Raw genomic sequence first — 23988 nt, 5'->3', positions numbered from 1 at the left:
CTGGACTGCGAGGAAGCATGTTCCACACCCACCCGAAGACCCCTCACGAAAGACCGTGTCAGTCAGCATGAGTCGCATCACCCACTACGGGAAGCTCCTGGGCTCCTCGCTCATCCTTCTGCTGGTCACCGTCATCCTGGTCTTCCTGCTCCTGCAGCTCGCGCCCGGCAACGTCGTCGACACGATGATCGGTCAGACCGCGGTCAGCCCCGAGTTCCGCGCCGCCCTGGAGGCGCGCTACGGATTGAACGATCCGCTGTGGCAGCGGATGCTCATCTACATCGGCCACGTCGCCATCGGCGACTTCGGCACGTCCGCGACCTCGAACCAGCCGGTCTTCACGCTCATCCTCCAGCGCTTCGTGAACACGCTCTACCTGGTGGTCCCGGCGCTCATCCTCTCGTCGGTGCTCGGCATCGCGCTCGGCGCCATCGCCGCGCGCACCCGCTCGAAGCTGCTCGACAAGGCCATCTCGTACATCTCCCTGGCGGCCTTCTCGATCCCGACCTTCTGGCTCGGCATGATGCTGGTGCTGGTGTTCTCGATCTATCTGGGCTGGCTCCCCGCCCAGGGCATGAAGGATTACGGGACCTCGGCCCCGGTCTCCCTGTCGCACCTCATCCTCCCGGTCATCGCCCTCGCGCTGTCGCAGCTCGCGTTCACCGTGCGCGTGATGCGAACCACCACGATCGAGGTGCTCGGGCAGGACTACATCGACACCGCCCGCTCGAAGGGTCTCAACCGGACGCAGGTCGTCCGCCACCACGCGATTCTCAACTCGATGCTCCCGATGATCAGCATCATCGGCTACAACGCGGCGTGGGCGGTCACCGGGGTGCTCTTCGTGGAGAAGGTCTTCGGCTGGCCGGGCATGGGCCTGCTCATCTACGACGCCATCAACGCGCGCGACACGATGCTCGTGATGGGCATCGTCATCTTCAGCGCGGCGCTCGTCATCATCATCAACATCATCACGGACGTGGCCTACGGATGGGCCGACCCGCGGTTGCGCGCTCCGAGACGCGTGGAGACCCGGGCACGAGCGGAGGCCCGAGCAGCATGACCATCGAAAGCGTAGTTCTCGACGGCGCCCCCGAGGTGTCGGAGAGCAGGGCCACGACCATCCCGCACGGCGCCGAGCCGCCGCGCCGACGGGGCCGCGGCTCCTGGGTCCGCCGGTTGTTCCGGACGCCCTCGGCGATCATCAGTCTCGCCTTCCTCGTCCTCATCGTGCTGGGGTCGGTCCTGGGGCCGATCGTCTACCCCCGCAACCCGATCGCGGCGGACTACCCGGTGCTGCTCCCGCCGAGCGCGGCCTTCCCGCTCGGGACCGACGGGCTCGGGCGCGACTTCCTCGCGCGCATCCTCGCCGGTGGCGAGGTCACGGTCTTCGTGGGCGTCGCGGTCGCGCTGCTCTGCCTCACGATCGGCCTCGTGATCGGCGCGGTGGCCGGGTTCTACGGAGGCCCGGTCGACATGGTGCTGACCAAGATCATCGAGTTCTTCCAGGTCATCCCCGCCCTCATCATCGCCCTGGTGGCCGCCTACCTCCTCGGTGCGAGCGTGCCGCTCGTGGTCGGGGTGCTGGCGATCACGATGTGGCCGCAGGTCGCGCGTATCGCGCGCGCCGAGGCGCGCCGAATCAGCACGCTCGGGTACGTGGAGTCGGCGCGCGCCGCCGGTTTCTCGTCCCGCCGGGTGCTCTTGTCCGAGGTCGTGCCGAACCTGCTGCCACCGGTCATCGTGGCGGCGACCATGACGGCCGCCCTCGCGATCCTCGTCGAGTCGGGTCTGTCGTTCATCGGCCTCACCGACCCGCAGACGCCCAGCTGGGGCTCCCTCCTGAGCGCCGCGCAACCCTACATGCAGACAGCGTGGTGGCTGACGGTCATTCCCGGCATGCTCATCTTCCTCGTCGTCCTCGCCGTCAACGCCCTGGGAGAGACCATGAACGACATCCTCAACCCGACCCTCAGCCGGGTGAAGTCGTGACGCGCCTCGCAGACGGCGCCGTGAACGTCGCCGTCACGCCGGGCCTGGACGATGCGCCGACGCCTCTCGTGGAGGTGCGCGATCTCAGCGTCCACCTGCCCACGGGGCCGCGCTCCGAGGTGCACGCCGTGAAGCACATGGAGCTCGTCGTGCACCCCGGCGAGCGGGTCGGGATCGTGGGGGAGTCGGGATCCGGGAAGTCGATCACGGCCCGGGCCATGTCGGGGCTGCTGCCGGACAACCGCCGCGTGCGGGCCACCGGCTCGGTCAAGCTCAACGGCAAGGAGTTCATCCACGCCAGCACCGACGCGTGGGATCACGCCCGTCGGCACGACATCTCGATGATCTTCCAGGACCCGCTGAGCTTCCTCAACCCGACCATGTCGGTCGGTCGGCAGGTTCGCGAGGCGCTCCCCATCAAGCGGGGCGGTGCGTCAGCGAGCACGCTGCGGGAGCGTGTCGCGCACTACATGGATATGGCGGGCCTGCCCGATGCCGAGGGGCTGTACCAGGCGTACCCCCACGAGCTCAGCGGCGGCATGCGCCAGCGCGTCCTGATCGCGATGGCGCTCGCGAAGGAGCCCAAGCTGATCATCGCCGACGAGCCCACCACGGCGCTCGACGTCACGGTGCAGGAGCGCGTGCTCAACTCGCTCGATCACTCCGTCTCCCAGCTGGGCGCATCCCTGGTCATGATCACGCACGACCTGGCCGTCGTCGCGCGGATGTGCGAGCGGATCTACGTCATGCGTCAGGGCGTTCTCGTGGAGACGGGGACCACGGCGCAGGTGCTGACCGAGCCGCGTGAGCCCTACACCCGTGAGCTCGTCGCGCACGTGCGTCGCCTTTCCGACGACACCCCTCTGCGTGGATCCATCGAGGCCATGCTGTACCCCGCTTCAGGATTGGAAGAAGATGCTCCGAGCAGTTGACGTCACCAAGTCGTTCGCCTCGCGACACGGACGCGGAGAGGTCATCGCGGTCGACCACGCCACCGTCGAGGTCGCACCGGGGCAGTTCGTCGCGGTCGTGGGGGAGAGCGGCAGCGGCAAGACCACGCTGTCGCGGATCCTCCTCGGACTCATCCGACCCGATAGCGGGGCCGTGACGCTGGACGACGAGGACATCCGGTCAATGCGCCGGCGCGACCGGCTGGCCTTCTCCCGCGCCGTGCAGTGCGTGTTGCAGGATCCCTCGGGGTCGCTGAACCCGCGCAAGACCGTGCGGCAGGCGCTCGCGGACGTCATCTCGCTCCACGGCGTCGCCAAGGGCCGGTCCGCGGTCGACGCGAAGGTCGAAGAGGCGCTGTCGCTCGTGCGGCTCCCCACCGATCCCGACTTCACCGAACGGCTTCCCAGCCAGCTCAGCGGCGGGCAGCGCCAGCGCGTGCTCATCGCCCGCGCGATCGTGGTGAACCCGCGGCTGATCATCGCCGACGAGGCGGTGTCCGCCCTGGACGCGGTCGTGAAGGCCGGCGTGCTCGATGTCATGGACGAGATGCGCGAGCGCCTCGGCGTCGGCTACCTCTTCATCACGCACGACCTGCCGGTCGTGCGGAAGGTCGCGACCTACGTGTACGTCATGAAGTCCGGCGTCATCGTGGAGGAAGGCCCTACGGCGGAGATCTTCGCCAATGCGCAGCACGAGTACACGCGCATGCTGCTGGAGGCCAGCCCCGACCTCGACCAGGCCCTGGCGCGCTTCCAGACGGTCGCCGCCTCGGCCTAGTCGCCGGCCGGATTTCGGCCACCGGACCGTCCAGTTGGTGGGTGCGGGGGGCGCTGCATACCGTCGAGAAAACAGGATGCGTAAAGCCGCGCATCCCTCCGTCATCCGGACCTAGTAGGACCCGAGAGGTAATCATGACGATTTCCCGCAGCGACCTCGAGCAGATGGTCGATTGGCAGAACGGCGCTCTCTCGCCCGAGATCTTCACCGACGAAGAGATCTACCGCCTGGAGCTGGACCGTGTGTTCGGTCGCACGTGGCTCTTCCTCGCGCACGAGTCGCAGATCCCCAAGCCGGGCGACTTCTTCACCACCTACATGGGTGCCGACCCGGTCATCATCGCGCGTCAGCGCGACGGCTCGGTGCGGGCGATGCTCAACTCCTGCCGCCACCGCGGCATGATGGTGTGCCGCGCCGAAGAGGGCAACATGAAGCAGTTCACGTGCCCGTACCACGGCTGGGTCTACAACCTCGCCGGTGAGCTGACCTCCGCGCCTTTCGAGGAGGAGGTCTACCACGGCAAGCTCGACAAGTCGAAGTGGGGCCTGCGCTCGATCCGTGTCGAGGAGTACAAGGGCCTCTACTTCGGCAACTTCGACGACAACGCCCCGCCGCTCATCGACTACCTGGGTGACTTCACGTACTACATGGACACGTGGCTCGACGCCTCCGATGGCGGCCTGGAGATCCTCCCGGGCATCATCAAGTGGCGCGTCCCGGGCAACTGGAAGATCATCGCCGAGCAGTCCGGTGGCGACGCCTACCACGCCGCGGTGACCCACGCCTCGTCGCTCGGCCTCCTGTTCGCGTACGACCCCTCGCTCGAGAACGAGTACGGCCACCTGGTGGGCTCTCGCCAGGGCCACGGCATGTCGTTCTTCTCGGAGATGGCCGGCGGCCAGGCCTCGGGCATGGGTCCGGAGATCGTCGACTGGCTGGACGACCGCGTGCGCCGCGTCGAGGAGAAGCACGGCCGTGACCGGCCGATCGGCGGCAACTTCACGATCTTCCCGAACTTCGGCGGTCTGCCGAACCTCTCCAACGAGCCGACGACCTCGGCCCGCACGGTTCTGCGCGTGTGGCACCCCAAGGGCCCGAACGAGTTCGAGGCGTGGGAGTTCGTCGCCGTGGACAAGACGATGCCGCAGGAGTTGAAGGACGAGCTCGCCGCTCGCGTGTCGTTCGCCGAGGGCGCCGCCGGCGTCGTCGAGATGGACGACGGCGAGAACTGGGCCTATGTCCGCGACATCCTCGAGAACGGTCACCAGGCGCGCAAGATCACCTGGAACATCGAGATGGGCATGGGCACCGAGGTCCTCGAACACGAGGAGTACCCCGGCCAGATCCAGAACCAGGGCTTCGGCGAGCTGCCGGCGCGTGCGATCTACCGCCGCTGGCTCGAGTTCATGACGAGCGAAGAGTGGCCCGCTGTCCAGAGCGACCCGCGCGTGGCCGAGTTCATCGAGCGGGCGCACGAGCGGGCGAAGGCGTCGCCGACGGTCATTCGCGACCGGGCGACCTGGGTCCCCGACAGCTCCGACGCCGCCGGCGCGTGAGCTCCACGAGACAACCGAGGAAGAGTGAGCGATGACGCTGTCATTTGACGAGGCCGCCGTGCGCGTAGACGAGGGATTCCCCTACATCCACGTCTCCGCGGAGCAGCAGCACCAGATCACGCAGTTCTATTACCACGAGGCGCGTCTTCTCGACGAGTGGCGCTGGTCGCAGTGGCTGGCCCTCTTCGCCGAGGACGTCCGCTACTGGATGCCCCTGCGCCGCAACCGCCTGCGCACGCGATCGTTCGACTTCGAGATCCCGACGAAGGCCGGCGTCTCGCACATGGACGAGAACCACCACGAGCTGGCCATGCGCGTCAAGCAGCTCGAGAGCAGCACGCACTGGTCGGAGCAGCCGCCGAGCCGCACGCGTCACGTGGTGTCCAACCTGTGGGTCGAGAACATCGAGGACGGTGAGCTGACGGTGCGGTCGTACTTCATCGTCTACCGCAACCGCTCCGAGATCGACGTCGACATCTGGGCCGGCCAGCGTCAGGACGTCCTGCGTCCGAACGCCGAGACCGGCTACAAGATCGCCCGCCGTACGATCCTGCTCGATCAGGCCGTGATCACCTCGAAGAACCTCTCCGTCCCGTTCTGATCGCCGTCCGGCGCGCGCGGGTGCTCATCTCCACAAGACGGGACCATCAGTGAAGTACAACCAACTCGGCGACTCCGGCATGAACGTCTCCCAGGTCATCCTGGGGACGGCCACGTTCGGCATCTCGCCGACCGAGGATGCCGTCGACGAGCTGGTCGGGCAGGCGGTCGACGCGGGGATCACCCTCTTCGACACGTCGAACTCCTACGGGAACCAGCCCGACTACTCGTGGCCGGGCGTCACGCCCTGGCAGGAGCGGAAGTCGTCGGAGGAGCTGCTCGGGCGAGCGCTCGCGGGCGCGTCGGACGAGATCCTCATCGCGTCCAAGGTGGGGGAGCCCCTCGGCCAGGCGCGCATCGACGGTCCGTTCGTCGGGCACCTGGGGCGCGACCACGTGCTCGAGCAGGTCGGGATCAGCCTCCAGCGGCTCGGTCGCGACCACATCGACATCTACTACGCGCACCAGCCCGACCGGGAGACGCCCGTCGACGAGATCGTCGGTGTCTTCAACGAGCTGATCGATCGCGGTGACATCCGCGCGTGGGCGATCTCGAACTTCACCGGCGCCGACACCGAGGCCGTGCTGGAGTCCGTGGCCCGCACCGGGCTGCGGGCGCCGATCGTGCACCAGTCGTCGTACAGCGTGGCCCGGCGCGATCGGGCCGAGGACGTCATCCCCGTTCTCGAGCGCGCCGGGATCCCGTTGTTCGCCTATAGCCCCCTCGGCATGGGCCTGCTCGCCGGCCGCAAGGCCGCGACGCGCGACTGGGCGGGTCACCGGCGCTGGGGCGGCGGCGGTTTCACCGACGAGCAGGTCGAGGCGGCCGGGGCCTTCGAGGACCTGGCCAGCGGGTACGGCATCAAGCCGGCGGATCTCGCGATCGCCTGGCTCCTGCACACGCAGCCCGTCCTGGGCGTCATCGTCGGCTCGACCTCGGTCCCGCACCTCCTCACGGCCTGCGAGGCGACCGATATCGAGCTGTCGCCGGCGCAGATCGCCGAGATCGACGCCATCCGTTTCCCCTGACCGCTCGCCCGCCTCCCCCATCCGAAAGGTCTGAACACCGTGTCAACAGCAGATCGGCTCGTCGCGGACGAGCAGGCGGTTCGCATGTACGTGGACGTGCGACTGGGAAAGAACCTCGACCAGCGGCCCACCGAGTACCTGCTGCTCGGTGACGACCAGGGCTTCCTCGAGCTCGAGGAAGCGCCCGCCGCCCCGCAGTCCACCGACGCCGACATCCGTGTCAGCGGACGCGTGATCTTCGACACCTGGGCCGAGAACGCCGAGGGCGCGATCTACGTGGTGCTGTACCCGGTGCCGGAGGAGCGGCTGGCTGCGTTCGACGCGTGGTTCGAGGAGGAGCACACGCCCACCCTCCTCGGGTACGTCGGCTGGCTGCGCACGCGGCTCATCGCGACCGACGAGGGTGCGGTGACGCGCGTGGCCGTGCACTACCTGGCGAATCCCGCCGCGATGGAATCCGACGAGCGCACGCTGTCGGTGCGCACCCCGCGCACCGACGACGTCCTCGAGGGCGCGTGGGCCTCGGACATCCGAGAGTTCGTGGCCCTGTCGGGGAAGTAGGACGAATGACGAGTATCGACACCGAAGCGACCGGTCTGGGATCCGGCTGGGTCCGCGCTTGTACGACGAGCGAGATCGATCTCGACACCGCGTACGTCCTCGACGTGAAGCCGCCGGTCTCGGTCTTCCACATCGAGGACGGCTTCTTCGCGCTCGACGACACGTGCAGTCACGCGGAGTCCTCCCTCGCCGACGGCTACGTCGAGGACGACTGGGTGGAGTGCGAGCTGCACTACGCGAAGTTCAACATCAAGACCGGCGCCGTGATGGCGCCGCCGGCGAACCGGCCGGTGTCGTCCTATCCCGTGCAGGTCGTGGATGACGTCGTCTACGTCGACCTGAGCGACCACCGCGGGTGCGCCATCGCCGCTCTCCGCTGATGGACATCTCGTCGATCGCGATCGTCGGCGCGAGCCTGGCCGGCACGCGCGCCGCGGAAGCGCTCCGCGCGCAGGGGTACGAGGGCGCGATCCAGCTGATCGGCGGTGAGGCGCATGAGCCGTATGAGCGTCCGCCGCTGTCGAAGCGTGTGCTCCTCGGCCACACCGAGCACTCCGAGCTCGCCCTACGGCAGGAGTGGGAGTCGCTCGCGGTCGACCTGATCATGCAGGAGCACGTGGTCGACATCGACCCGCACCTGCGCACCCTGAGTCTCGCCAGCGGACGAGAGCTGCGCGCCGATCGGATCCTCCTCGCCACGGGCGGCGCGGCGCGCAGCCTCGAGGTGCCGGGGGAGCTGCTCGACGGCGTGCACTCGGTGCGGGAGCTCGACGACGCGCACGCGCTCCGTGAGGAGCTGGCGGCCGCCGAGAACGTCGTGATCATCGGCAACGGGTTCATCGGCCTCGAGATCGCCGCGTCCGCGCGCGCGTCCGGCGCGAACGCGACGGTCGTGTCGCTCTCGCCGGTGCCGATGCAGCGTGCGCTCGGCGGCCGGTGGGGAACCCTGATCGGCGAGCGGCACGTGAATCGGGGCGTCGCGATGCGCACGGGCGTCGGGATCGCGGAACTGCGCGGCACGACGCGTGTCACCGCCGTCGTGCTCGACGACGGGACCGTGATCCCCGCTGATCTCGTGATCGTGGGCGTCGGGATGACGCCGCGAACCGAGCTCGCCGAACGGCTCGGGCTGGTCGTGGCGGGCGGCATCGTCGTCGACGCCGAGACGAGGACGGCAAATCCCGCGATCTTCGCGGCGGGCGACGTCGCCGTCCAGCCCGCGTGGCGAGGCGAGGGCCTCGTCCGGTACGAGTCGTTCCAGAACGCCGAGCAGCAGGGCGCCGCCGCGGCGGCCGCGATCCTCGGGCATCCGCCCCTCGTCCGCGAGGTGCCGTGGTTCTGGACCGATCAGTTCGACATGAACATCCAGGTCGCCGGCGATGTCCAGGGCGACGCCGACGTGATCCTCCGCGGCGACCCGGCGGACGACGCGTTCAGTGCTCTGCACGTGCGGGACTCCCGCGTCGTCGGGGCGTTCGCGATCGACGTGGGGCGCGACGTCCGGGGCGCGATGGCGCTCATCGCCGCCGACGTGCCCGTGAGCGCGGAGGCGCTCGCCGATCCGACGGTCGACCTGCGCCGCCTCGCGCGCGCCGCAAAATAGCACTACTCGGTCACAAAAAGCGGTCACGGATCGTTCAGTGGACCGAGCGCTGGAACGGTGTTCTAGACGCTCCCTACGTTGTCGCTCAACTCATCGCACAGCAAAGGAGTGTCACGATGATGAAAACGCGACGAAGGTACATGTGGGGGCTGGCGGCGGTCGCCGCTGCCGCCCTCGCCCTTACGGGCTGCAGCGGCAGTGGTGGAGGATCCGGGAAGGCCGACTCGGTGATCGTCTCACCGATCGTCGCCAATCCGCCTTCGCTCAACCCGCTCGGCAACGAGACCACGGCATACATGCTGCGGAGCGAGTTCTACGACTCCCTCGTGCGCGTGCGGACGGCCGACCTCCAGGTGATCCCGGGCCTGGCGGAGTCGTGGGATGTCAGTGACGACGGCCTGACGTACACGTTCCATCTGCACCAGGGTGTGAAGTGGCACGACGGCCAGCCCTTCACGTCCACCGACGTGAAGTACAACCTGACCGAGGCCATGCAGTACTTCTCGCCGTTGGTGACGACGTACGAGCAGATCGCGTCGGTCGATACCCCCGACGACAACACCGCGGTCGTCCACCTGAAGACCCCGAGCGGCTACTTCCTCGCGGGCCTCAGCAGCCTGTTCATCAGCCCGGCGCACATCTTCTCCGGCACGGACATCATGTCGAACCCCGCCTGGAACACGCCCGTCGGAACCGGACCGTTCAAGTTCGAGTCGTGGGACCAGGGCGTCCAGGTCACCGGTGTCCGCAACGACGACTATTGGGACGGGCCGGTCAACGCTGCACGCATCGTGAACCCGATCATCCCCGACCGGAACGCCCGCAACGTGGCGCTCACGAGCGGTCAGGCGAACTTCGCGTTCCGTGACGCCGTCGACCCGAGTCAACTCCCGGCCCTCGAGGCGGATCCGAAGTTCCAGGTCGCGCCGATGGCCGGTTACCCAGAGCAGCTCGCGATCATGATCAACCAGCGCGACGGCCGACCGCTGGCCGACATGCGGGTGCGTCAGGCGCTCATGCAAGCGATCAACCGCCAGCCGATGGTGGATCGCGCGTACTTCGGCGCGGCTGCGGCGGCGCCGAGCAACATCCCGAGAGCGCTGTCGTGGGCGACCAACCCGGACGTCGACTACATGAAGATGTACCCGTACGACCCCGTGGCCGCCGGCAAGCTGCTCGACGAAGCCGGCTACCCGGTCGGTCCCGACGGCACGCGCTTCACGCTCACCCTGACGGTGTCCGCGGAGCAGCAGCCCGTGGAGACGTCTTCCGAGCTGCTCACCAGCGACCTCGACAAGATCGGCGTCAAGGTGAACGCCGTCACGGTCGACTCGCAGGCGCAGATCTCGCGGATGTGGGACAACGGAGCGCACGACTTCGACGCGTTCATCGTGCAGTTCCAGACCGGGGTGGACCCGTCGATCATCCTGTCGACCCTGTACTCGTGCAACCCGCAGGACATCGGCTACGGCAACGCGTCCGGCGTGTGCAACCAGAAGGTCGACAAGCTGTTCGCGGATGCCGCGGTCACGACCGACCAGGCGGCGCGCGGTGACATGTTCCGTCAGATCGACGCCGAGGTCGCGAACCAGCTGTACGCGGTCATCCCGTTCACGGTCACGGCAGCCTCGGTCATCGCCGCGTCCAACGTGACCGGTGTCGCGGACTTCTACAGCAACACCGGATACAAGTGGTCGGCGCTCGGCGTTAGCTGATCCGCCACGAAAGACAGCGGGGTGTACCGCGCCGGACCGGCGCGGTACACCCCGCTTCTTCGTGTTCACGCGCCGGAGAAGATCTCGGGGTGGCGCTTGTGCATCTCGGCCTCATACCAGCTGTAGAAGCCGGCGTTGCCGCCCTGGAACCGGCGGTTGAGCGGGCCCGGCTGGTACACCGGGATCGACATGCCGCGCTGCACGTTCTCGCACAGGTCTTTGTCCTGCATGAGCGTCGCGTCCCAGAAGAACCGGAGGTCGTCGATCTCGTAGTCGACGCCCTCGACGGCGTCGTCGGCGACCAGCCAGTACTGATCCACCTGGGTCGTTCCGGCGCCGGTCGGCCGAGGTGCCTGCAGCCACGCGTGGTCCGGGGCGAACGCGAGGCCCGAGCCGGGCTCCCAGAAGACCGTCCACGAGCCGACCGCGGGGCTGGCCTCGGGGTGGCGGTGCAGGAGCTGCTGCGAGACCCGCTTGTTGTTGAGCGTGCTGTAGCTTCCCACCTTGTTGGAGGTCTCGACCTCGCGGCCGTTCGCGCGGTCCGCCATGTACTGGTCGAAGTCCGCGGCCTCGGTCACCTTCCAGTCGATCTGGGTGACCAGCTCGGGATGGTTCAGCTCGCAGTGGTAGCACTCGTTGTTGTTCTCGAACACGACCTTCCAGTTGGCCTTGACCTCGTGGCTCTTGAACGAGGCCAGCTTCAGCCGGCGCGTGTCGTAGCCGTCCAGGCCGGTGCGATCCAGCTCCTCGAAGAGGGGAGCGGGGCGAGCGTCGGAGAACGCGACGAAGATGAACCCGACCCACTCGTCGGTGTGCAGCCGACGACCGCTGCGTGTCTCGGTCGCGACGAACTCGCCGGAGGGACCGCGGTGGACCTCGCACACCCGGTCGCCCAGCGCGATCGAAACCGAGGCGCCGGGGAGCGCGAGCTGATCGACGTGACCCGCGACGAGCCAGCGCGGCTCGAAGATCGTCTCGATGTCGCGCTGCAGCCAGTCCTCGCCGAAGAACCACTCGCGGGGCGAGCCGGTGTACTCCGTCTCCGACGGCCGGAACTCGGTGATCGTCATGCTCCTGCTTCCCTTCCTGTGGGCTCGTCGCGGATGAGCCAGTACTGGTCCGTCACGGTGGTCCCGGCCCCCGTGGGGCGCGAGACCTGCACCCGGACGCGATCGGGGCCGACGACGATCGTCGAGCCGGGCTGCCACGAGTGGGCGGACTCGCCGGTCGCGCCCTCGCTCTCGAAGACGGTGCGCCAGGCCGCTGGGACGTCATCGCTCGTGAAGGTCGCGAGCTTCCAGCCGCTGCCGTCGAAGCCGTCGAGCGCGTCGGCATCCACTGCGTCGGCGAGCGATGCGGGACGTTCGTCCGCGAACGAGACCAGGACGAGACCCCGCCACACGTCGGCGTGCACGGGGTAGAGCCGCCACCCGGCGAGATCGAAGTCATCGTGCATGTACGGGGCCTTCATGAGCGCGCCGTCCGCAGGCTCGAAGGTCCACCCGTGATACGGGCACATGATCGCCCGCGGGGAGGCGACACCCGTGCGGCCCTCGCAGAGGAGCGAGCCGCGGTGCGGGCAGACGTTGTAGAACGCGTGCACGTGCCCGTCGGCGGTCCTACGAATCACCGCCTCCCGGTCCCCGAGCGCGAACGTCAGATAGGCGCCAGGGGCCGCCAGCTGGTCGATGTGGCCGGCGACGTGCCATCGCGGCCGGAAGAGGGTTTCGATGTCGCGCGCGATCGTCGCCGCGTCGTCGATCTCTTGCTCCTGCGACGACAGGGTGTCGGGGCGCCGAAGCGCCTCTTGCGTGTCCATCTGAGCCTTCCGCGGAGGGTTTCACAGCTAATGGACGATCGTCCAATGCGATGAACTCTACCGCGGCACCGTCGTCGCGCAAGGGCCTCGGCGGGCGAGGGGTCCGCTCAGTGAGACGCGCGGGACTCGAACGCGCTGATCGTCGTCTCCAGCAGCATCGCGACGTCGTCGGCCTCGTAGCTCACGTCGTAGACCACCGCCTCGACGTGCAACCCGGTGAGCAGGGCGGCGACCGCGCGCACCGCGTCCGGCGGCATCATGGGCGTCATCAGCTCGCTCAGAACGCCGTCCCACTTGCTGTTGATCTCGCGGAGCGACGCGATCCGTCCCCCGGCGAGGTAGAGCTCGTATTCGACGGCGAGCTGGTCCCGGCGGGGCCCGGGGGCGGTCTGGTAGGCCGTCAGCTCGCCGATGCGACGGGCGATCGTCGCGCGGGTGGGCGGGTCGGCGAACCACGAGTCCACCTCTGCCGCGAGGTCGGCGGCCGCGTGCTCGGTCGCCGCGGCGATCAGTTGGTCGCGCGTTTTGAAGTAGTAGGTGGTCGCCCCGAGGGGCACGTCGGCCATCGCCGCGACGGCGCGGTGGGAGAGTGCTCCGATGCCGTCGCGCGCGATGACCGCGAGCGTCGCCGCGATGATCTTCTGCGGGCGATCGGGGTCGGGAAGGCGGCGCGCGGGCACGGCATCAGTCTCGCATGGCACATCCCGGTCCCGGCCCGGACCACTGAGTGGACCCGGCTGTCGAGGCCTTCTCCCCGGGGTCCCTACCTTCAACTCAACTCCGCGTATGCGGAGCACACCCGACAGATCGATTCTTCGCCTCGCCCATAGGAGGGCGTCCGCGCGACGCATCATCGTGCAGCGTGCGTGCCGGGTGTTCTCACCGAGCTGCCGCAGCAACGGCGCTCACTTGACACAGCTGGGAGCATCACATGGTATTCAAGCGTCGACGGATCGCCTGGGGGGTGGCGGCAGCGGCCGTGATCGCCCTGTCGATCACGGGTTGCGCGGGCGGTGGGGGCAGCTCGAGCGGAGCTCCGAAGGTGATCGTGTCGCCGATCGTGGCGAACCCGCCGTCGCTGAGCCCGCTCGCGAACGAGTCCACCGCGTACATGCTGCGGGGAGAGTTCTATGACACCCTCGTGCGCGTCAAGACGGACGACCTCTCGGTCGTTCCCGGCCTCGTGGAGTCGTGGGACGTCAGCACGGACGGCCTCACCTACACGTTCCACCTCCACCAGGGCGTGATGTGGCACGACGGCAAGCCGTTCACCTCCGCGGACGTCAAGTTCAACCTCACCGAGGCGATCAAGCAGTACTCGCCGCTGGCGACGACGGCCGCGCTCATCACGGGCGTGGACACGCCCGATGACAACACCGCCGTCGTGCACCTGTCGGCTCCCGCCGGCTACTTCCTCGCGGGCCTCAGCAACCTGTACATCAGCCCGGCGCACATCTTCCAGGGCACCGACCTCGTCAACAACCCCGCCTGGAACACTCCCGTCGGCACGGGGCCGTTCAAGTTCGAGTCCTTCGACCAGGGCACGCAGGTCACCGGCGTCAAGAACGACAACTACTGGGACGGGCCGGTCAACGCGGACCGCATCGTCAACCCGATCATCCCCGACAGCAACGCCCGCACGCTCGCGCTGACGAGCGGTCAGGCGAACCTGCTGTTCCGCGACGGCGTCGACCCGACGCAGCTGCCCACCTTCGAGGCCGACCCCAAGTACCAGGTCGTCCCGATCGCGGGTGCCCCGGAGGAGCAGATCATGATGATCAACCAGCGTCCGGGCCGGCCGCTGAGCGACATCCGTGTACGTCAGGCGCTGATGCACGCGATCAACCGTGACCCGATCATCCAGCGCGCCTACTTCGGTGCCGCCAACCCGGCGCCGAGCAACATCCCCCGCGCGATCGGCTGGGCCACCAACCAGAACGTCGACTATGCGAAGCAGTATCCGTTCGACCTCAACGCGGCGGCGAGCCTGCTCGACCAGGCCGGCTACCCGGCGGGACCCGACGGTACGCGCTTCACGTTCACGATCGCGTACGACTCCCTCCAGCAGCAGGTGGCCCAGTCCGGCCAGTTGCTCTCCAGCGATCTGAGCAAGATCGGCGTCAAGGTCAACCTCGTGTCGACCGACTTCCAGTCGCAGATTGCTCGCGTGTGGGGCGGTGACCACGACTTCGACATCTTCCTCGTCCAGACGTCCACCGAGGCGGACCCGTCGATCCTCCTGGCGACCGTCTACCAGTGCAACCCGACCGACATCGCCTACGGCAACGCGTCGGGAGTCTGCGACCAGAACGTCGATTCCCTCTTCGCCCAGGCGGCGGTCTCGCCGGACCAGGCGCAGCGCGGACAGCTGTTCCAGCAGGCGGATGCCGCCATCGCCGACCAGCTCTACGCGACGATCCCGACCGTGGTCACGGCATCGCCCGTGGTCGCCGCGGCGAACGTCACCGGTATCGATGCGTTCCACTCCACGACCGAATGGAACTGGGCTGCGCTGGGCGTGAGCCAGTAACGCCCACGGGATCGAGGAACAGACAGTGGAAGGCAACGCCATGACGGCGTCGTCGACACGCTTCCGGGGCCTTCGGGCCCCGGAAGCGGGCGAGCCGATCGTCATCCAGGAACAGGGCAGCTTCGCGTTCGGCGGGACGACGGTTCAGCGTCCCGACGGCGGCAACGTCCTCGTCGACGCCGGGTACGTGCAGTACCAGATCCCGGTCAACGCGAAGAAGCACGCCCTCGTGATGTGGCACGGCTACGGCGAGACCGGGCGGACGTGGGAGACCACGCCCGACGGCCGGGAGGGCTATCAGAGCATCTTCCTGCGCCGGGGGTACCCCGTGTTCATCATCGACCAGCCGCGCCGCGGACGGGCCAGCGTCTCGGGCCCCGGCGCCTGGATCCCCGGGGCGATGGACGACGAGTTCTTCTTCACCGAGCAGGAGATCTACCCGGCCTTCCGGCTGGGGAGCTGGACGAGCGACGGCCCGCGCCCCCACGCAGGGTCGGCCTTCCCGCCCGGGACGGAGGCGTACCGGCAGTACCTCAGCCAGGTGACGCCGAGCAACGGGCCGGACGGATTCGAGGACGGGTTCTCGGAGGAGATCCGCGAACTGATGAGCGGGGCGGTCGCCCAGCTCGTCGACGAGATCGGACCGAGTGTGCTGCTCATGCACTCGACGTGCGGGGCGTTCGGCTGGCGGGCGGCGATCAAGTCGCCGAACGTCCGCGGCATCATCGCGTACGAGTCGTCGCCGTACACCTTCTCGGTGGACGAGCCGCCGGCCCACCTCGAGTACGAGGGTCCGTCGCAGGCATGGCTGGATGCCGACCTCGTTCCGGACGGCGATTTCGATCGCCTGAAGGACGTCGCCATCCAGCTCGTGTACGGCGACTACGTGAAGAACGATCACGAGTACGGTCCGCAGCGCCTCCGGGGGCTGCAGCTCGTCGAGGCGCTGCGTGCACGGGGCGGGACCGCGGAGGTGCTCGATCTTCCCGATCGCGGGGTGACCGGCAACACGCACTTCGCCTTCTCCGACCTGAACAACCTCCAGGTCGCTGACCTGATGAGCGAGTGGCTCGAGGCCAACGGCTTCGGCGACTGAGTGATCTCCTGGGCCGCGGAGAGGGGCTTCTCTCCGCGGCCCGGGCGCGAGACCGCATCCACGCTCCGAGACTGCAGGCATCGCCTGCAGTCTCGGAGCGTGCGTGTTGTCTCGCGGGATACGGAGGGGCCGGGTCAGCCGGGTGGCGCTTACGTTCCGGGATCAGGGTTCGCTGACCTCGGCGAGCAGCGCGGGTCACGGGCTGCGGTGTCTCCGTCCACGCGACGAAGACTGTTCAGCGCCTCGCCGACGATCGCGCGTGCCGCGTCGAACGCATCCCAGATGAATGCGGCGGACTCAGGCTGCAGACAGATCCACGGCCTCACCGAAGGCGCGCTTGGCGAAATACGGGTTCCGTACCGCGTTGGCCTCGACGAGGTCGACATCACGTCCGACGATCTGCGCCAAGGCTTCTTTGAGGCCGAAGAACGGAGCGATGCCCTGGGGTGCGTCCGGGCCGAAGTCGACGAGGAAATCGAAGTCGCTCGTTCTGGGGTCGAACTGATCGGTCGCCGCCGAGCCGAAGACCCGGAGCCGCGCCACGCCGCAGCGTTCACACGCGCGGCCGATCGCGACGCGGTCCAGCGCGGCTACAGCACTCATGCGTTCAGCGTACCGGCGGGTGCGCGCCCCGGGAGATGCGTGTCCAGGGAAAGGGAAAGGCCCGGTCAGAATTGCTTCTGACCGGGCCTTTTGGTTGCGGGGACAGGATTTGAACCTGCGACCTCTGGGTTATGAGCCCGAGGAACGGTGATGCTCGGTGTTTCCGGATGTTCGGTTTCGTTGGATTTTCGGGGAACGCCGGTGGGTAGGGGCTCGGAGTGTTTCCACTCGGTTCCTCGCGCGTGGGAGTAGACGTAGTCAGTTCCGTAGTCAAGCGCCCTCCGCTCACCGTGCGTGGAGGAGGCAGCGCGCGAGTCGCGCCGCCTGGGGCTGACGGACCGCCATGCAGTGGCGGCATCGCACCCATGTTTGCCGCATCTACGAGGCGGAGCGAGATAGGTGGACGTTCGCGAGCTCCCGATGTGTCTTACCTCGCGAGCTCTCCGATGTGTCTTACGCCGCCACTCCTCCAGCCAACCACTCCTCTATATGCGCTCTTATGCCCCTTAGTAGTGCCTTAAGTGGCGGTATGACACAGGGCCTAGGCCTTTCAATGCATGCCACAGGCGAGTCAAAGCTAAGTAGCAGGACTACGTCCCTACTTTCAGCACACCATCGCTGTCCGCTCTTGGGCTCCAAGCAACCTCTTCATTGGCAGACATATGGTCGAGACGAGCCCGTGTACGTGATCCCTACAGGTGATTGCACGGTTTGGGCGGTGTTGCCTGCGCTGTCGCCGACGGAGGCTGATGTGAACGCCTGTCCGCCCGGCGGGTACGAGTGGCAGTTCGCGGTGGCAGATGCCAGCCATGTGCCTTCATGAGTTGTCCCTGAGATCAGCGCAGCCGGGATTGGTCCGCCCCCGCTGGGTCCGCCCAGATAGACCGATACGTAGGCCGCTCCGGTGCTCGACTTGACCTTCACCTGTGCCCGCCAAGTGGTCTGCTCGCTTGCGAAGAGTAACGGCGTCACCGGGGCTGCCCAGTCGATGCTCAAGACGAGCTCCTGTTGGTCGGTTCCCGCTGGAGGAGCAGCCGCGGGGGGCTGACTGGCCGACTGTGGTGGGCGCGCTGCGGGCGGGGCCTGGTTGGGGGTAGATGACGGTTCGGCGGGGACTGAACCGACGTCCGTGGACGGCGCATCGCCCGCTTGGGTTGCTTGCGTCGTTCCGGTGTCAGTTGTGGCCGCATCCGTAGGCACCGCACTGGCTGCACCATAGCCATGGCAGCCCGTCTGGTCGGCGCTCGCGTCCCGTTCGGCGCAAGGAGGAAGTGTTGGCATCTCGCCGCATGCCGTCAGCGAGAAGGCGAGGGCGATTGCTCCGACGGCGATCGGGATAACGCGACGTTTGCTCGTTCGCTGAGGCTTGGTGGTGGGCCGTGTTGGCAGAGTGCTCATCGATCGCTTTCCCCCAGTTCCTGCCGCCCTTCGCGGCCCGTAGCAACGCGTGCAGTGCACAGATGCGCACTGTGTTTCGCCGACGACTCTAGTGGCATTGCTTGAATGCCCACGTCCGCTCCTCCGCCCGAGCCCGCACTGGGCCGGCTGGCAGTTCGGATGGCCGAGTTGCGGCGACAGCGGGGTCTGACATACGAGCAACTGGCTGAGGCGTCCGGCTTGAGCCGCCGTGGTGTCATTGCGCTGGAACGCGGCGAGCGTGCGGGAGAGATGCGGTCCTGGTATCTCGTTGCGCGCGCCCTGGACGTTAGCTTCGGCGACTTTGTCGGTGTGCTTGACCGCTGAGTCTCAGTGAGCCCATCCATTCGCTCAGGTGGGGTTCCCGTACGCACGCTTGTCACTACGGCGTGGTAGCTGATTCGCGGCGCGCCAGGCCCTGACGCGATTCATCTGGGAGCTTCTATCGCTGACCGATCCACCGACCTTCGCAGCCAGCCACACGACGGCGTCTTCGGCATACCCGATTCGGGCAATCTGACGGACCGATCTGATGTGATCCAGCGCTTCAACAGCATCCCAGCCTTGCGCGATCAAGATCGCGAAAGCCATCGATGGTCCACGGTTGATTCCTGCCTGGCAGTGCACGTGCACGACGTGGCCGTTTTTAATCTGTTCCAAGGCGTAGTCGGTACCGACGTCGAACCAGTCTTCGGGCATCCGAAGCCCGGCGTCTTGGACACCGATGTGCAGGTAGTCGATCTGGGGCTTCGCTGCCGTGATCCAATCGACGTCGTCAGCTTCGTACCGGCAATCGATGATGGAATCGATTCCCGCGGCAGACAGCTCGTCAAGTTGCCGGTGGGCAAGAACGGGATCGGTTCGGTCCAATTGGCCGCCGACCCACAGGGAATCTGTCAGCTGACAGGCATCCGCCAGTTCCATTCTTGTGTTCACAGTGCTTCCTTTCATCCGCGGAACCGCTGTACGGCCCTGTAAGGGACTACGTAGGGCCGACGCACAATGGGACACCCAAGGTGCGAACGGTCGCTGGTGGGCGCTACAGCGCCGTTGGTGGCCGAATTTGCGGTGGCGTCATAGGTCCGCTGTCGGGCCGTTACCTGGTGGCGCTACTGTGCCGCCCGTGACGCCAACAGACGACTACCGTCCCCGTGGCCGGCATGGGACCGACATTTACGGGCTTCAACAGGTGCAGCAAGCCGTTTCCCGGTTGGTCCGCCGCAAGTGGTCGGGCTGGTCACAAGCGGATCGCGAAGACCTGGAATCGCTTGTCATGGAAAAATACGTCGCCGAATTTGGGCGGGAACATCTGCCCGAAGACCGGGATGGGAACGCAACCGTGCCGATTGCCTGGCTGACCACCGTGATCCAGAACGCTGGGGTGGACGCCTTCCGGAAGCAACAGGTTCGTCCTGCCATTCCTGTCGACTTCGGGAACCAGGACGACGCTGCTGTGGAAGACCGGATGCGTTCGGCTATCCAAGGTCGCCAGCGCCTGTCGGTAGTCGTAGCTGACCGGCTTGACATTCAGCGGGCATTGCTTGCCCTGGGCGATGCGTATCCTGCTGATCTGGATCTGATCCGTTGGCGTTTGATCGAAGACAAGACCCTGTCCGACGTCGCTGCGCTTGCTGGAAGGACAGAGGAAGCCACGAAGAAGGCGATACAACGGGCTATCGTGCGGCTGCGTGGACTGCTCCAACAGCCTCCCGCCGCTACCAACGTTCGCGCTGCAGCTCGTCGGGTGTCTCGTCGAGGCTGACCTTCAAGGTTGACGTCAGTCGAGGTCGTCGAGCTCGCGGCGTGCACGCTCGAATTCCTCAGTCGAGTTGGCTGGCTTCCGCTTGCGAGGAGGCACTACGACTCTTCGCTTTTGCCGCCCGGAGGGGTCGCCGTCGCTAGATCTTCTGTTCTTCTGAAAATCTTCGGTGTTCGCTTCGTGTTCGCTCTTGTAGATCGACGTGGGGGAGGGGTGGCTCCCGACATGCCCGGTCCGGGCGGACGACGACGCGTCGCCGTGTTGGCCAACGCCACGGGGTTGTTCGGGTTAGAGAGCGCCTTCAGTGCCCGGTATCGAATCCTGTAGTCCGTCGTGCCACCGGGCGTCTCTACAACTCGGATCAGGCCTTGCTCTTTGAGGAACTGCACGACTTTCCGGAGTCTCCAGTCCGTGAGGCCTGTCCTTTGCATCACGAGTTTCCGGCTACCGAACTCGCAATGACTCTGGTGGCTGGTGATGTTCCAGAGGAACGCCTTCTGATCGCTTGTGAGCCCCACGGTGTCCCGAATTGCGGCGCTCAGCTCCCATGTCATCGGCTTCGCGCTCTTCGTCGTCATCGCCGACCGCCATCGTCAATCTGTCGTGCGATGTACTCATCGATTGAAAGGTTCGATACGAGGGTCCGTGAGCCGATTCGAACGGGCTGGAGGTCGCCCGCGGCGATGAGTCGCCAGATGGTGGTGCGGCTCACGCCGAGCCGGTGAGCTGCTTCATCTTGAGAAATGAGCAGAGGTCGTCCGTACGAGGAGCGGTCCGGTCGTGCAACTGCGAAGGTGTAGAAGGGCAAGGGTCGGTACCCGGTTCGGTGCATGTGCGAGTTCTCCAGTCGGGGATTTCGGTCATAGACCCAAGGCGTCCGCCACTTTGACTGCCGCGGCACGGGCCGCATCGTCGGTGACATGGCCATAGGTGTCGGCGGTGATCTGGATCGAGGCGTGGCCGAGATTGGCGCTCACGACCTTCAGAGCCACGCCATTCAGTAGCGCGGCAGTCGCGTAGGTGTGGCGCAGCGAATGCACCGTCACTCGTTGGAGGCCTGCCTTCTTCGCCGCCTCGCGCACGGTGCGCAGCACGTTCTGCGGCTCTACGGGTGCACCCGATGCCGTGGTGAAGACCAGGTTGCTGGCTTCCCAAAGGTGGCCGGCGTGCAGCCGCTCTGCGGCCTGGGCTGCTTTGTGGCGACGCAGAAGATCGATCATCGTGGGGGACAGTGCCACCGTCCGTCTGCTCGCTTTCGTCTTCACGCCTGACACGACGAGTCCGCTTTCACGGCGGGTGAGCGACCCCCGTAGCGCCGCGTGTCCGTTGGCGAGATGGATGTCGTTCCATCTCAGAGCAAGCGCTTCCCCACGCCGGACGCCTGTGCCGAGGATGAAGCGGAGAACGATCCCGTAGCGGTGGGTCGCCGCGGCGCTGAGCAGTGCGGTTACTTCGAGAGGAGTCAGATACCGCGCTTCACGGCGGGTGACGCCAGGCTGCCGGATGCGATGCGCTGGATTGGTGGCGATCAGCCCATTCACCACGGCGTCGTCCAAGCTCTTGCGGAGCGTCGTATAGGCGTTACGTCGGGTGGATTCAGCCTTCCCCGCTGCCTTCATTGCCAGCAGCATCCGGTTGACGTCGTTCACCGTCAGCTTCCCCAAGGGGACTGTGCCGATGATGGGAACGATCCACGTGCGGACGTAGCCCGCGTGCATGATCTTCGTCGACTCAGCACGGTCGCTGAGTGCCAGGTAGGTGTCGATCCACTCCGCGAGCCAGTCTCCGAGGGAGCGCGTGTCATCACGGACGGGTGCGCCCGCCCTGGCACGTGCACGAGCCTGGTCGGCTTTGGATCGTGCCTCAGCCTGTGTCTTGCCGTAGAAGAAGTACCGCTTGCCTTCAAAGGTGGCGGTCACCACGAAGCGTTTGTCGGCCCGCTTCGTCAATCGGCCTGCCATTGCTGCCCCCTAGGTCGGAACGTGAACACTAGGAAGTACGGGCGGACGCGCGGAACGGGGACACAACTTCGCCGACTTTGATGCCCCGAGGTAGTCGGATCCGTAGTCGACTGACAGCTAGGATGCTTAGGGGGCCGGAAGGTCGGTAGCATTTAGTGGGTCTGATCAGGAATTTACCCGCGCCTAGACGCCGGTATCGTCCCTGCGGACCGTCGGGTTAGTTACCCAATCGTCACCCGCCAGCGACGCGCAGATGGTCTGAGTGGCGACTCGGTATGCCCAGAGTTGGACGTGGTTAGTCGACGCCAGCCCTCAGAGTGGCGCGTGCGGCACGCTCAACAAGCACGGGGATGTAGTCCCTGATCGGTGCTCCGTCGAATTGGTAGTAAGCGTGCATGACGGCGTCAGAGACGCGCTCGGTGGGGAGCTGCGGGAACCGTTCGTGCAGTCTGCGGACGACGTCAGCGAGCGGTTCCGTCTCGTCTGTGACGGTCGACATGAACGAAGAGTACGTCGGCCTTCCGCACAGAGAAACCCGGCCGCGAATCTGTAGGTAGATGGACCTGAGCCGAAGAATCCCGCGTTCAATCCTCAGAGGGTTGGCGCGGAGTCGTTCGTCGCAAGAGCAGGTGCCGTTCGTACGAGCTTCTTCGGTCACGAGGCGTCGCTCTGAGCAGCCGTTACGCTGACCGCATGCGAGATACCCGCTTGGACCCGCTGCCTTCCGAACTACGCCGTCGCCGTGACCAAGCGGCCGAAGAGCTGAGGACCGGCATCGTGTGGCTGGATGGTTGCCCAACGGCCGTCGGCGCGGAGATCCTCGCGGCCTTGGAGTATCTGACGAACATGCCAAAGCGCGTGGTGGGGCTGGCGGACAAGAGGCTCGGACTCTACAACTCCACAACCTGGGTAAGCGTCGATCGACTTCAGGGCGGAGGCACTGATGAGGAGCGGCTCGATGCGCTTGCTGCGGTGGTCAATGCGTTCGTCTGGCTCGCCGAGAACGACAAGGAGTGGGACGACTCTGGGTACGGGAACTTCGCCGACCACGAGCCGGAGTACAAACTTGACGCCTTTGTCGAGCTCGTGAACGACAGACTGCTGCACGCGCGCGTCGACTGGGTCTTCGAGGACGGCCGCTTCCAGGAACGTGGCAACTTCGTGCTCCACTCCGAGGTTTTGCGACCAGCGACCATCCTCTTGGCTGACGATCCCACGTTCAGGATTGCATCAGACGCCTTCCAGAGCGCCCTAACCAGGCTCTCAGCGGGGGAGACAGACGTGGCACTGACACAAGCAGCGACAGCGCTTCAGGAGCACTTTCGTGCCCTCGGAATCGAGGGAAACTCGGTGTCCGATCAGCTTGACAAAGCGCAGCGCGCGAAGATCATCACAGGAGGGGACCGTGGCTTGATGAAGCCGATCATCGATTGGGTGAACACTGACCGCTCAGAACGAGGGAATGCGCATCGTCACCGCGAGGGGGATGTTTCCAAGGCTGACGCATGGCTGATGATGCACGTGGTTGGTGCGCTTATGGTGCGGCTCTCGAATCGTGAACCACGAGAGATCCTCGCGGCTCGCGACAAGAAGAAGGCCGACGCCGCGGCCGCTGCCGCGCCAGATCGAGAGCGAGCACACGCCGACCGCCAGGAGGTGCTCCGCTCGCCGGATCCCTGGGAGAGCGTTCAATCGCGTCAAGACACACCTTTCTAAAGTCGGCCCGCTCCGCGTGTTCACGCGGCTATGCCGATGGATTTTCGGAAGCCATGGACCCGGCGTCGTCTTCTGAGAACCGGACTCTACGACGAGATGCTTCGTGTCGAGCTCTCGCCCAGGACCGCTCGAAGTCCGCGGGTTGTTGACCGCGAAGCTGACCGAAGCGGCTGGCCGTTTGGGTATGGCGTGTATGCACGTTCCGTTCCTCCGCTGGTTCAGAAACGCTGGTTCCTAATGGTTGTGCCGCTGTGGTGTCGGGAGTGATCGATGTCGCATCCCGCTTCAGGAACCGGTATGTGCTG

The 23988-nt window shown here is 66.5% G+C and carries 24 protein-coding genes; 16 read left to right on the top strand and 8 right to left on the bottom strand.

Annotated features, from left to right (window positions below; all coding sequences use genetic code 11):
- Positions 1 to 67: 67 nt before the first annotated feature.
- The 11 genes from ABCS02_RS32490 (at position 68) to ABCS02_RS32440 (ending at position 10783) form a co-directional block, all read left to right on the top strand.
- On the top strand, positions 68 to 1063 hold the full coding sequence (locus ABCS02_RS32490) for an ABC transporter permease (protein ID WP_345839858.1): 996 nt from the start codon (positions 68 to 70) through the stop codon (positions 1061 to 1063).
- The gene (locus tag ABCS02_RS32485; protein ID WP_345839857.1) at positions 1060 to 1992 is read left to right on the top strand and encodes an ABC transporter permease; all 933 of its coding nucleotides are present in this window, start codon (positions 1060 to 1062) and stop codon (positions 1990 to 1992) included. The genes ABCS02_RS32490 and ABCS02_RS32485 overlap by 4 nt, the downstream gene beginning before the upstream one ends.
- The gene (locus ABCS02_RS32480) at positions 1989 to 2924 is read left to right on the top strand and encodes an ABC transporter ATP-binding protein (protein ID WP_345839856.1); all 936 of its coding nucleotides are present in this window, start codon (positions 1989 to 1991) and stop codon (positions 2922 to 2924) included. Before ABCS02_RS32485 ends, ABCS02_RS32480 begins: the two co-directional genes overlap by 4 nt.
- Entirely contained in the window at positions 2908 to 3720 is an 813-nt protein-coding gene (locus ABCS02_RS32475; protein ID WP_345839855.1) for an ATP-binding cassette domain-containing protein, read from the top strand. Before ABCS02_RS32480 ends, ABCS02_RS32475 begins: the two co-directional genes overlap by 17 nt.
- 134 nt (positions 3721 to 3854) lie before the next feature.
- Entirely contained in the window at positions 3855 to 5276 is a 1422-nt protein-coding gene (locus ABCS02_RS32470) for an aromatic ring-hydroxylating dioxygenase subunit alpha (protein ID WP_345839854.1), read from the top strand.
- A 31-nt stretch (positions 5277 to 5307) separates the two neighbouring features.
- Entirely contained in the window at positions 5308 to 5877 is a 570-nt protein-coding gene (locus ABCS02_RS32465; protein WP_345839853.1) for an aromatic-ring-hydroxylating dioxygenase subunit beta, read from the top strand.
- A 49-nt stretch (positions 5878 to 5926) separates the two neighbouring features.
- A complete protein-coding gene (locus ABCS02_RS32460) occupies positions 5927 to 6904 on the top strand; it encodes an aldo/keto reductase (RefSeq protein WP_345839852.1) in 978 nt (325 codons plus the stop codon).
- Positions 6905 to 6943: 39 nt separating this feature from the next.
- Positions 6944 to 7465, top strand: coding sequence for a hypothetical protein (locus ABCS02_RS32455; RefSeq protein WP_345839851.1), 522 nt, complete (start codon positions 6944 to 6946; stop codon positions 7463 to 7465).
- A 5-nt stretch (positions 7466 to 7470) separates the two neighbouring features.
- The gene (locus ABCS02_RS32450; RefSeq protein WP_345839850.1) at positions 7471 to 7845 is read left to right on the top strand and encodes a non-heme iron oxygenase ferredoxin subunit; all 375 of its coding nucleotides are present in this window, start codon (positions 7471 to 7473) and stop codon (positions 7843 to 7845) included.
- Positions 7845 to 9068 (top strand): FAD-dependent oxidoreductase, encoded by a 1224-nt coding sequence (locus tag ABCS02_RS32445; RefSeq protein WP_345839849.1) that lies wholly within the window; start codon positions 7845 to 7847, stop codon positions 9066 to 9068. Before ABCS02_RS32450 ends, ABCS02_RS32445 begins: the two co-directional genes overlap by 1 nt.
- Before the next feature lie 116 nt (positions 9069 to 9184).
- A complete protein-coding gene (locus tag ABCS02_RS32440) occupies positions 9185 to 10783 on the top strand; it encodes an ABC transporter substrate-binding protein (RefSeq protein WP_345839848.1) in 1599 nt (532 codons plus the stop codon).
- A gap of 65 nt (positions 10784 to 10848) precedes the next feature.
- Here ABCS02_RS32440 and ABCS02_RS32435 read toward each other — a convergent pair whose 3' ends face one another.
- From ABCS02_RS32435 to ABCS02_RS32425, 3 genes are all read right to left on the bottom strand, one after another.
- A complete protein-coding gene (locus tag ABCS02_RS32435) occupies positions 10849 to 11853 on the bottom strand; it encodes an SRPBCC family protein (RefSeq protein ID WP_345839847.1) in 1005 nt (334 codons plus the stop codon).
- The gene (locus tag ABCS02_RS32430) at positions 11850 to 12602 is read right to left on the bottom strand and encodes a Rieske (2Fe-2S) protein (protein ID WP_345839846.1); all 753 of its coding nucleotides are present in this window, start codon (positions 12600 to 12602) and stop codon (positions 11850 to 11852) included. Before ABCS02_RS32430 ends, ABCS02_RS32435 begins: the two co-directional genes overlap by 4 nt.
- Positions 12603 to 12709: 107 nt before the next feature.
- Positions 12710 to 13282, bottom strand: coding sequence for a TetR family transcriptional regulator (locus ABCS02_RS32425; RefSeq protein ID WP_345839845.1), 573 nt, complete (start codon positions 13280 to 13282; stop codon positions 12710 to 12712).
- A 251-nt stretch (positions 13283 to 13533) separates the two neighbouring features.
- Between ABCS02_RS32425 and ABCS02_RS32420 the strand changes: the two genes are divergently transcribed.
- Both ABCS02_RS32420 and ABCS02_RS32415 read left to right on the top strand, forming a co-directional pair.
- Positions 13534 to 15132: an ABC transporter substrate-binding protein gene (locus ABCS02_RS32420; protein WP_345839844.1), complete on the top strand. Its 1599-nt coding sequence runs from the start codon at positions 13534 to 13536 to the stop codon at positions 15130 to 15132.
- 25 nt (positions 15133 to 15157) lie between these two features.
- The gene (locus ABCS02_RS32415) at positions 15158 to 16228 is read left to right on the top strand and encodes an alpha/beta fold hydrolase (protein ID WP_345839843.1); all 1071 of its coding nucleotides are present in this window, start codon (positions 15158 to 15160) and stop codon (positions 16226 to 16228) included.
- A gap of 297 nt (positions 16229 to 16525) precedes the next feature.
- Here ABCS02_RS32415 and ABCS02_RS32410 read toward each other — a convergent pair whose 3' ends face one another.
- Positions 16526 to 16831: a nucleotidyltransferase domain-containing protein gene (locus ABCS02_RS32410; RefSeq protein ID WP_345839842.1), complete on the bottom strand. Its 306-nt coding sequence runs from the start codon at positions 16829 to 16831 to the stop codon at positions 16526 to 16528.
- Between the two features lie 1503 nt (positions 16832 to 18334).
- Between ABCS02_RS32410 and ABCS02_RS32405 the strand changes: the two genes are divergently transcribed.
- Positions 18335 to 18574 carry a helix-turn-helix transcriptional regulator gene (locus tag ABCS02_RS32405; protein WP_345839841.1) on the top strand — a complete coding sequence of 80 codons (240 nt, stop codon included), beginning with the start codon at positions 18335 to 18337 and terminating at the stop codon, positions 18572 to 18574.
- A 24-nt stretch (positions 18575 to 18598) separates the two neighbouring features.
- Here the strand turns inward: ABCS02_RS32405 and ABCS02_RS32400 are convergent, their stop codons facing one another.
- Positions 18599 to 19183 (bottom strand): dual specificity protein phosphatase, encoded by a 585-nt coding sequence (locus tag ABCS02_RS32400; protein WP_345839840.1) that lies wholly within the window; start codon positions 19181 to 19183, stop codon positions 18599 to 18601.
- 187 nt (positions 19184 to 19370) lie between these two features.
- Here ABCS02_RS32400 and ABCS02_RS32395 point away from each other — a divergent pair, with 187 nt between their 5' ends.
- Entirely contained in the window at positions 19371 to 20009 is a 639-nt protein-coding gene (locus tag ABCS02_RS32395; protein WP_345839839.1) for a hypothetical protein, read from the top strand.
- Positions 20010 to 20580: 571 nt separating this feature from the next.
- Here the strand turns inward: ABCS02_RS32395 and ABCS02_RS32390 are convergent.
- From ABCS02_RS32390 to ABCS02_RS32380, 3 genes are all read right to left on the bottom strand, one after another.
- Entirely contained in the window at positions 20581 to 20838 is a 258-nt protein-coding gene (locus ABCS02_RS32390) for a helix-turn-helix domain-containing protein (protein WP_345839838.1), read from the bottom strand.
- Between the two features lie 28 nt (positions 20839 to 20866).
- Complete coding sequence (locus tag ABCS02_RS32385) at positions 20867 to 21967, bottom strand: site-specific integrase (protein ID WP_345839837.1); 1101 nt, start codon at positions 21965 to 21967, stop codon at positions 20867 to 20869.
- Between the two features lie 295 nt (positions 21968 to 22262).
- Positions 22263 to 22466 (bottom strand): hypothetical protein, encoded by a 204-nt coding sequence (locus ABCS02_RS32380; RefSeq protein WP_345839836.1) that lies wholly within the window; start codon positions 22464 to 22466, stop codon positions 22263 to 22265.
- A gap of 194 nt (positions 22467 to 22660) precedes the next feature.
- Here ABCS02_RS32380 and ABCS02_RS32375 point away from each other — a divergent pair, with 194 nt between their 5' ends.
- Positions 22661 to 23683, top strand: coding sequence for a hypothetical protein (locus ABCS02_RS32375; RefSeq protein WP_345839835.1), 1023 nt, complete (start codon positions 22661 to 22663; stop codon positions 23681 to 23683).
- The last annotated feature ends 305 nt before the right edge of the window (positions 23684 to 23988 follow it).

The sequence above is a fragment of the Microbacterium sp. X-17 genome (assembly GCF_039615055.1).
This window is presented reverse-complemented; position numbering and strand designations above follow the sequence as displayed.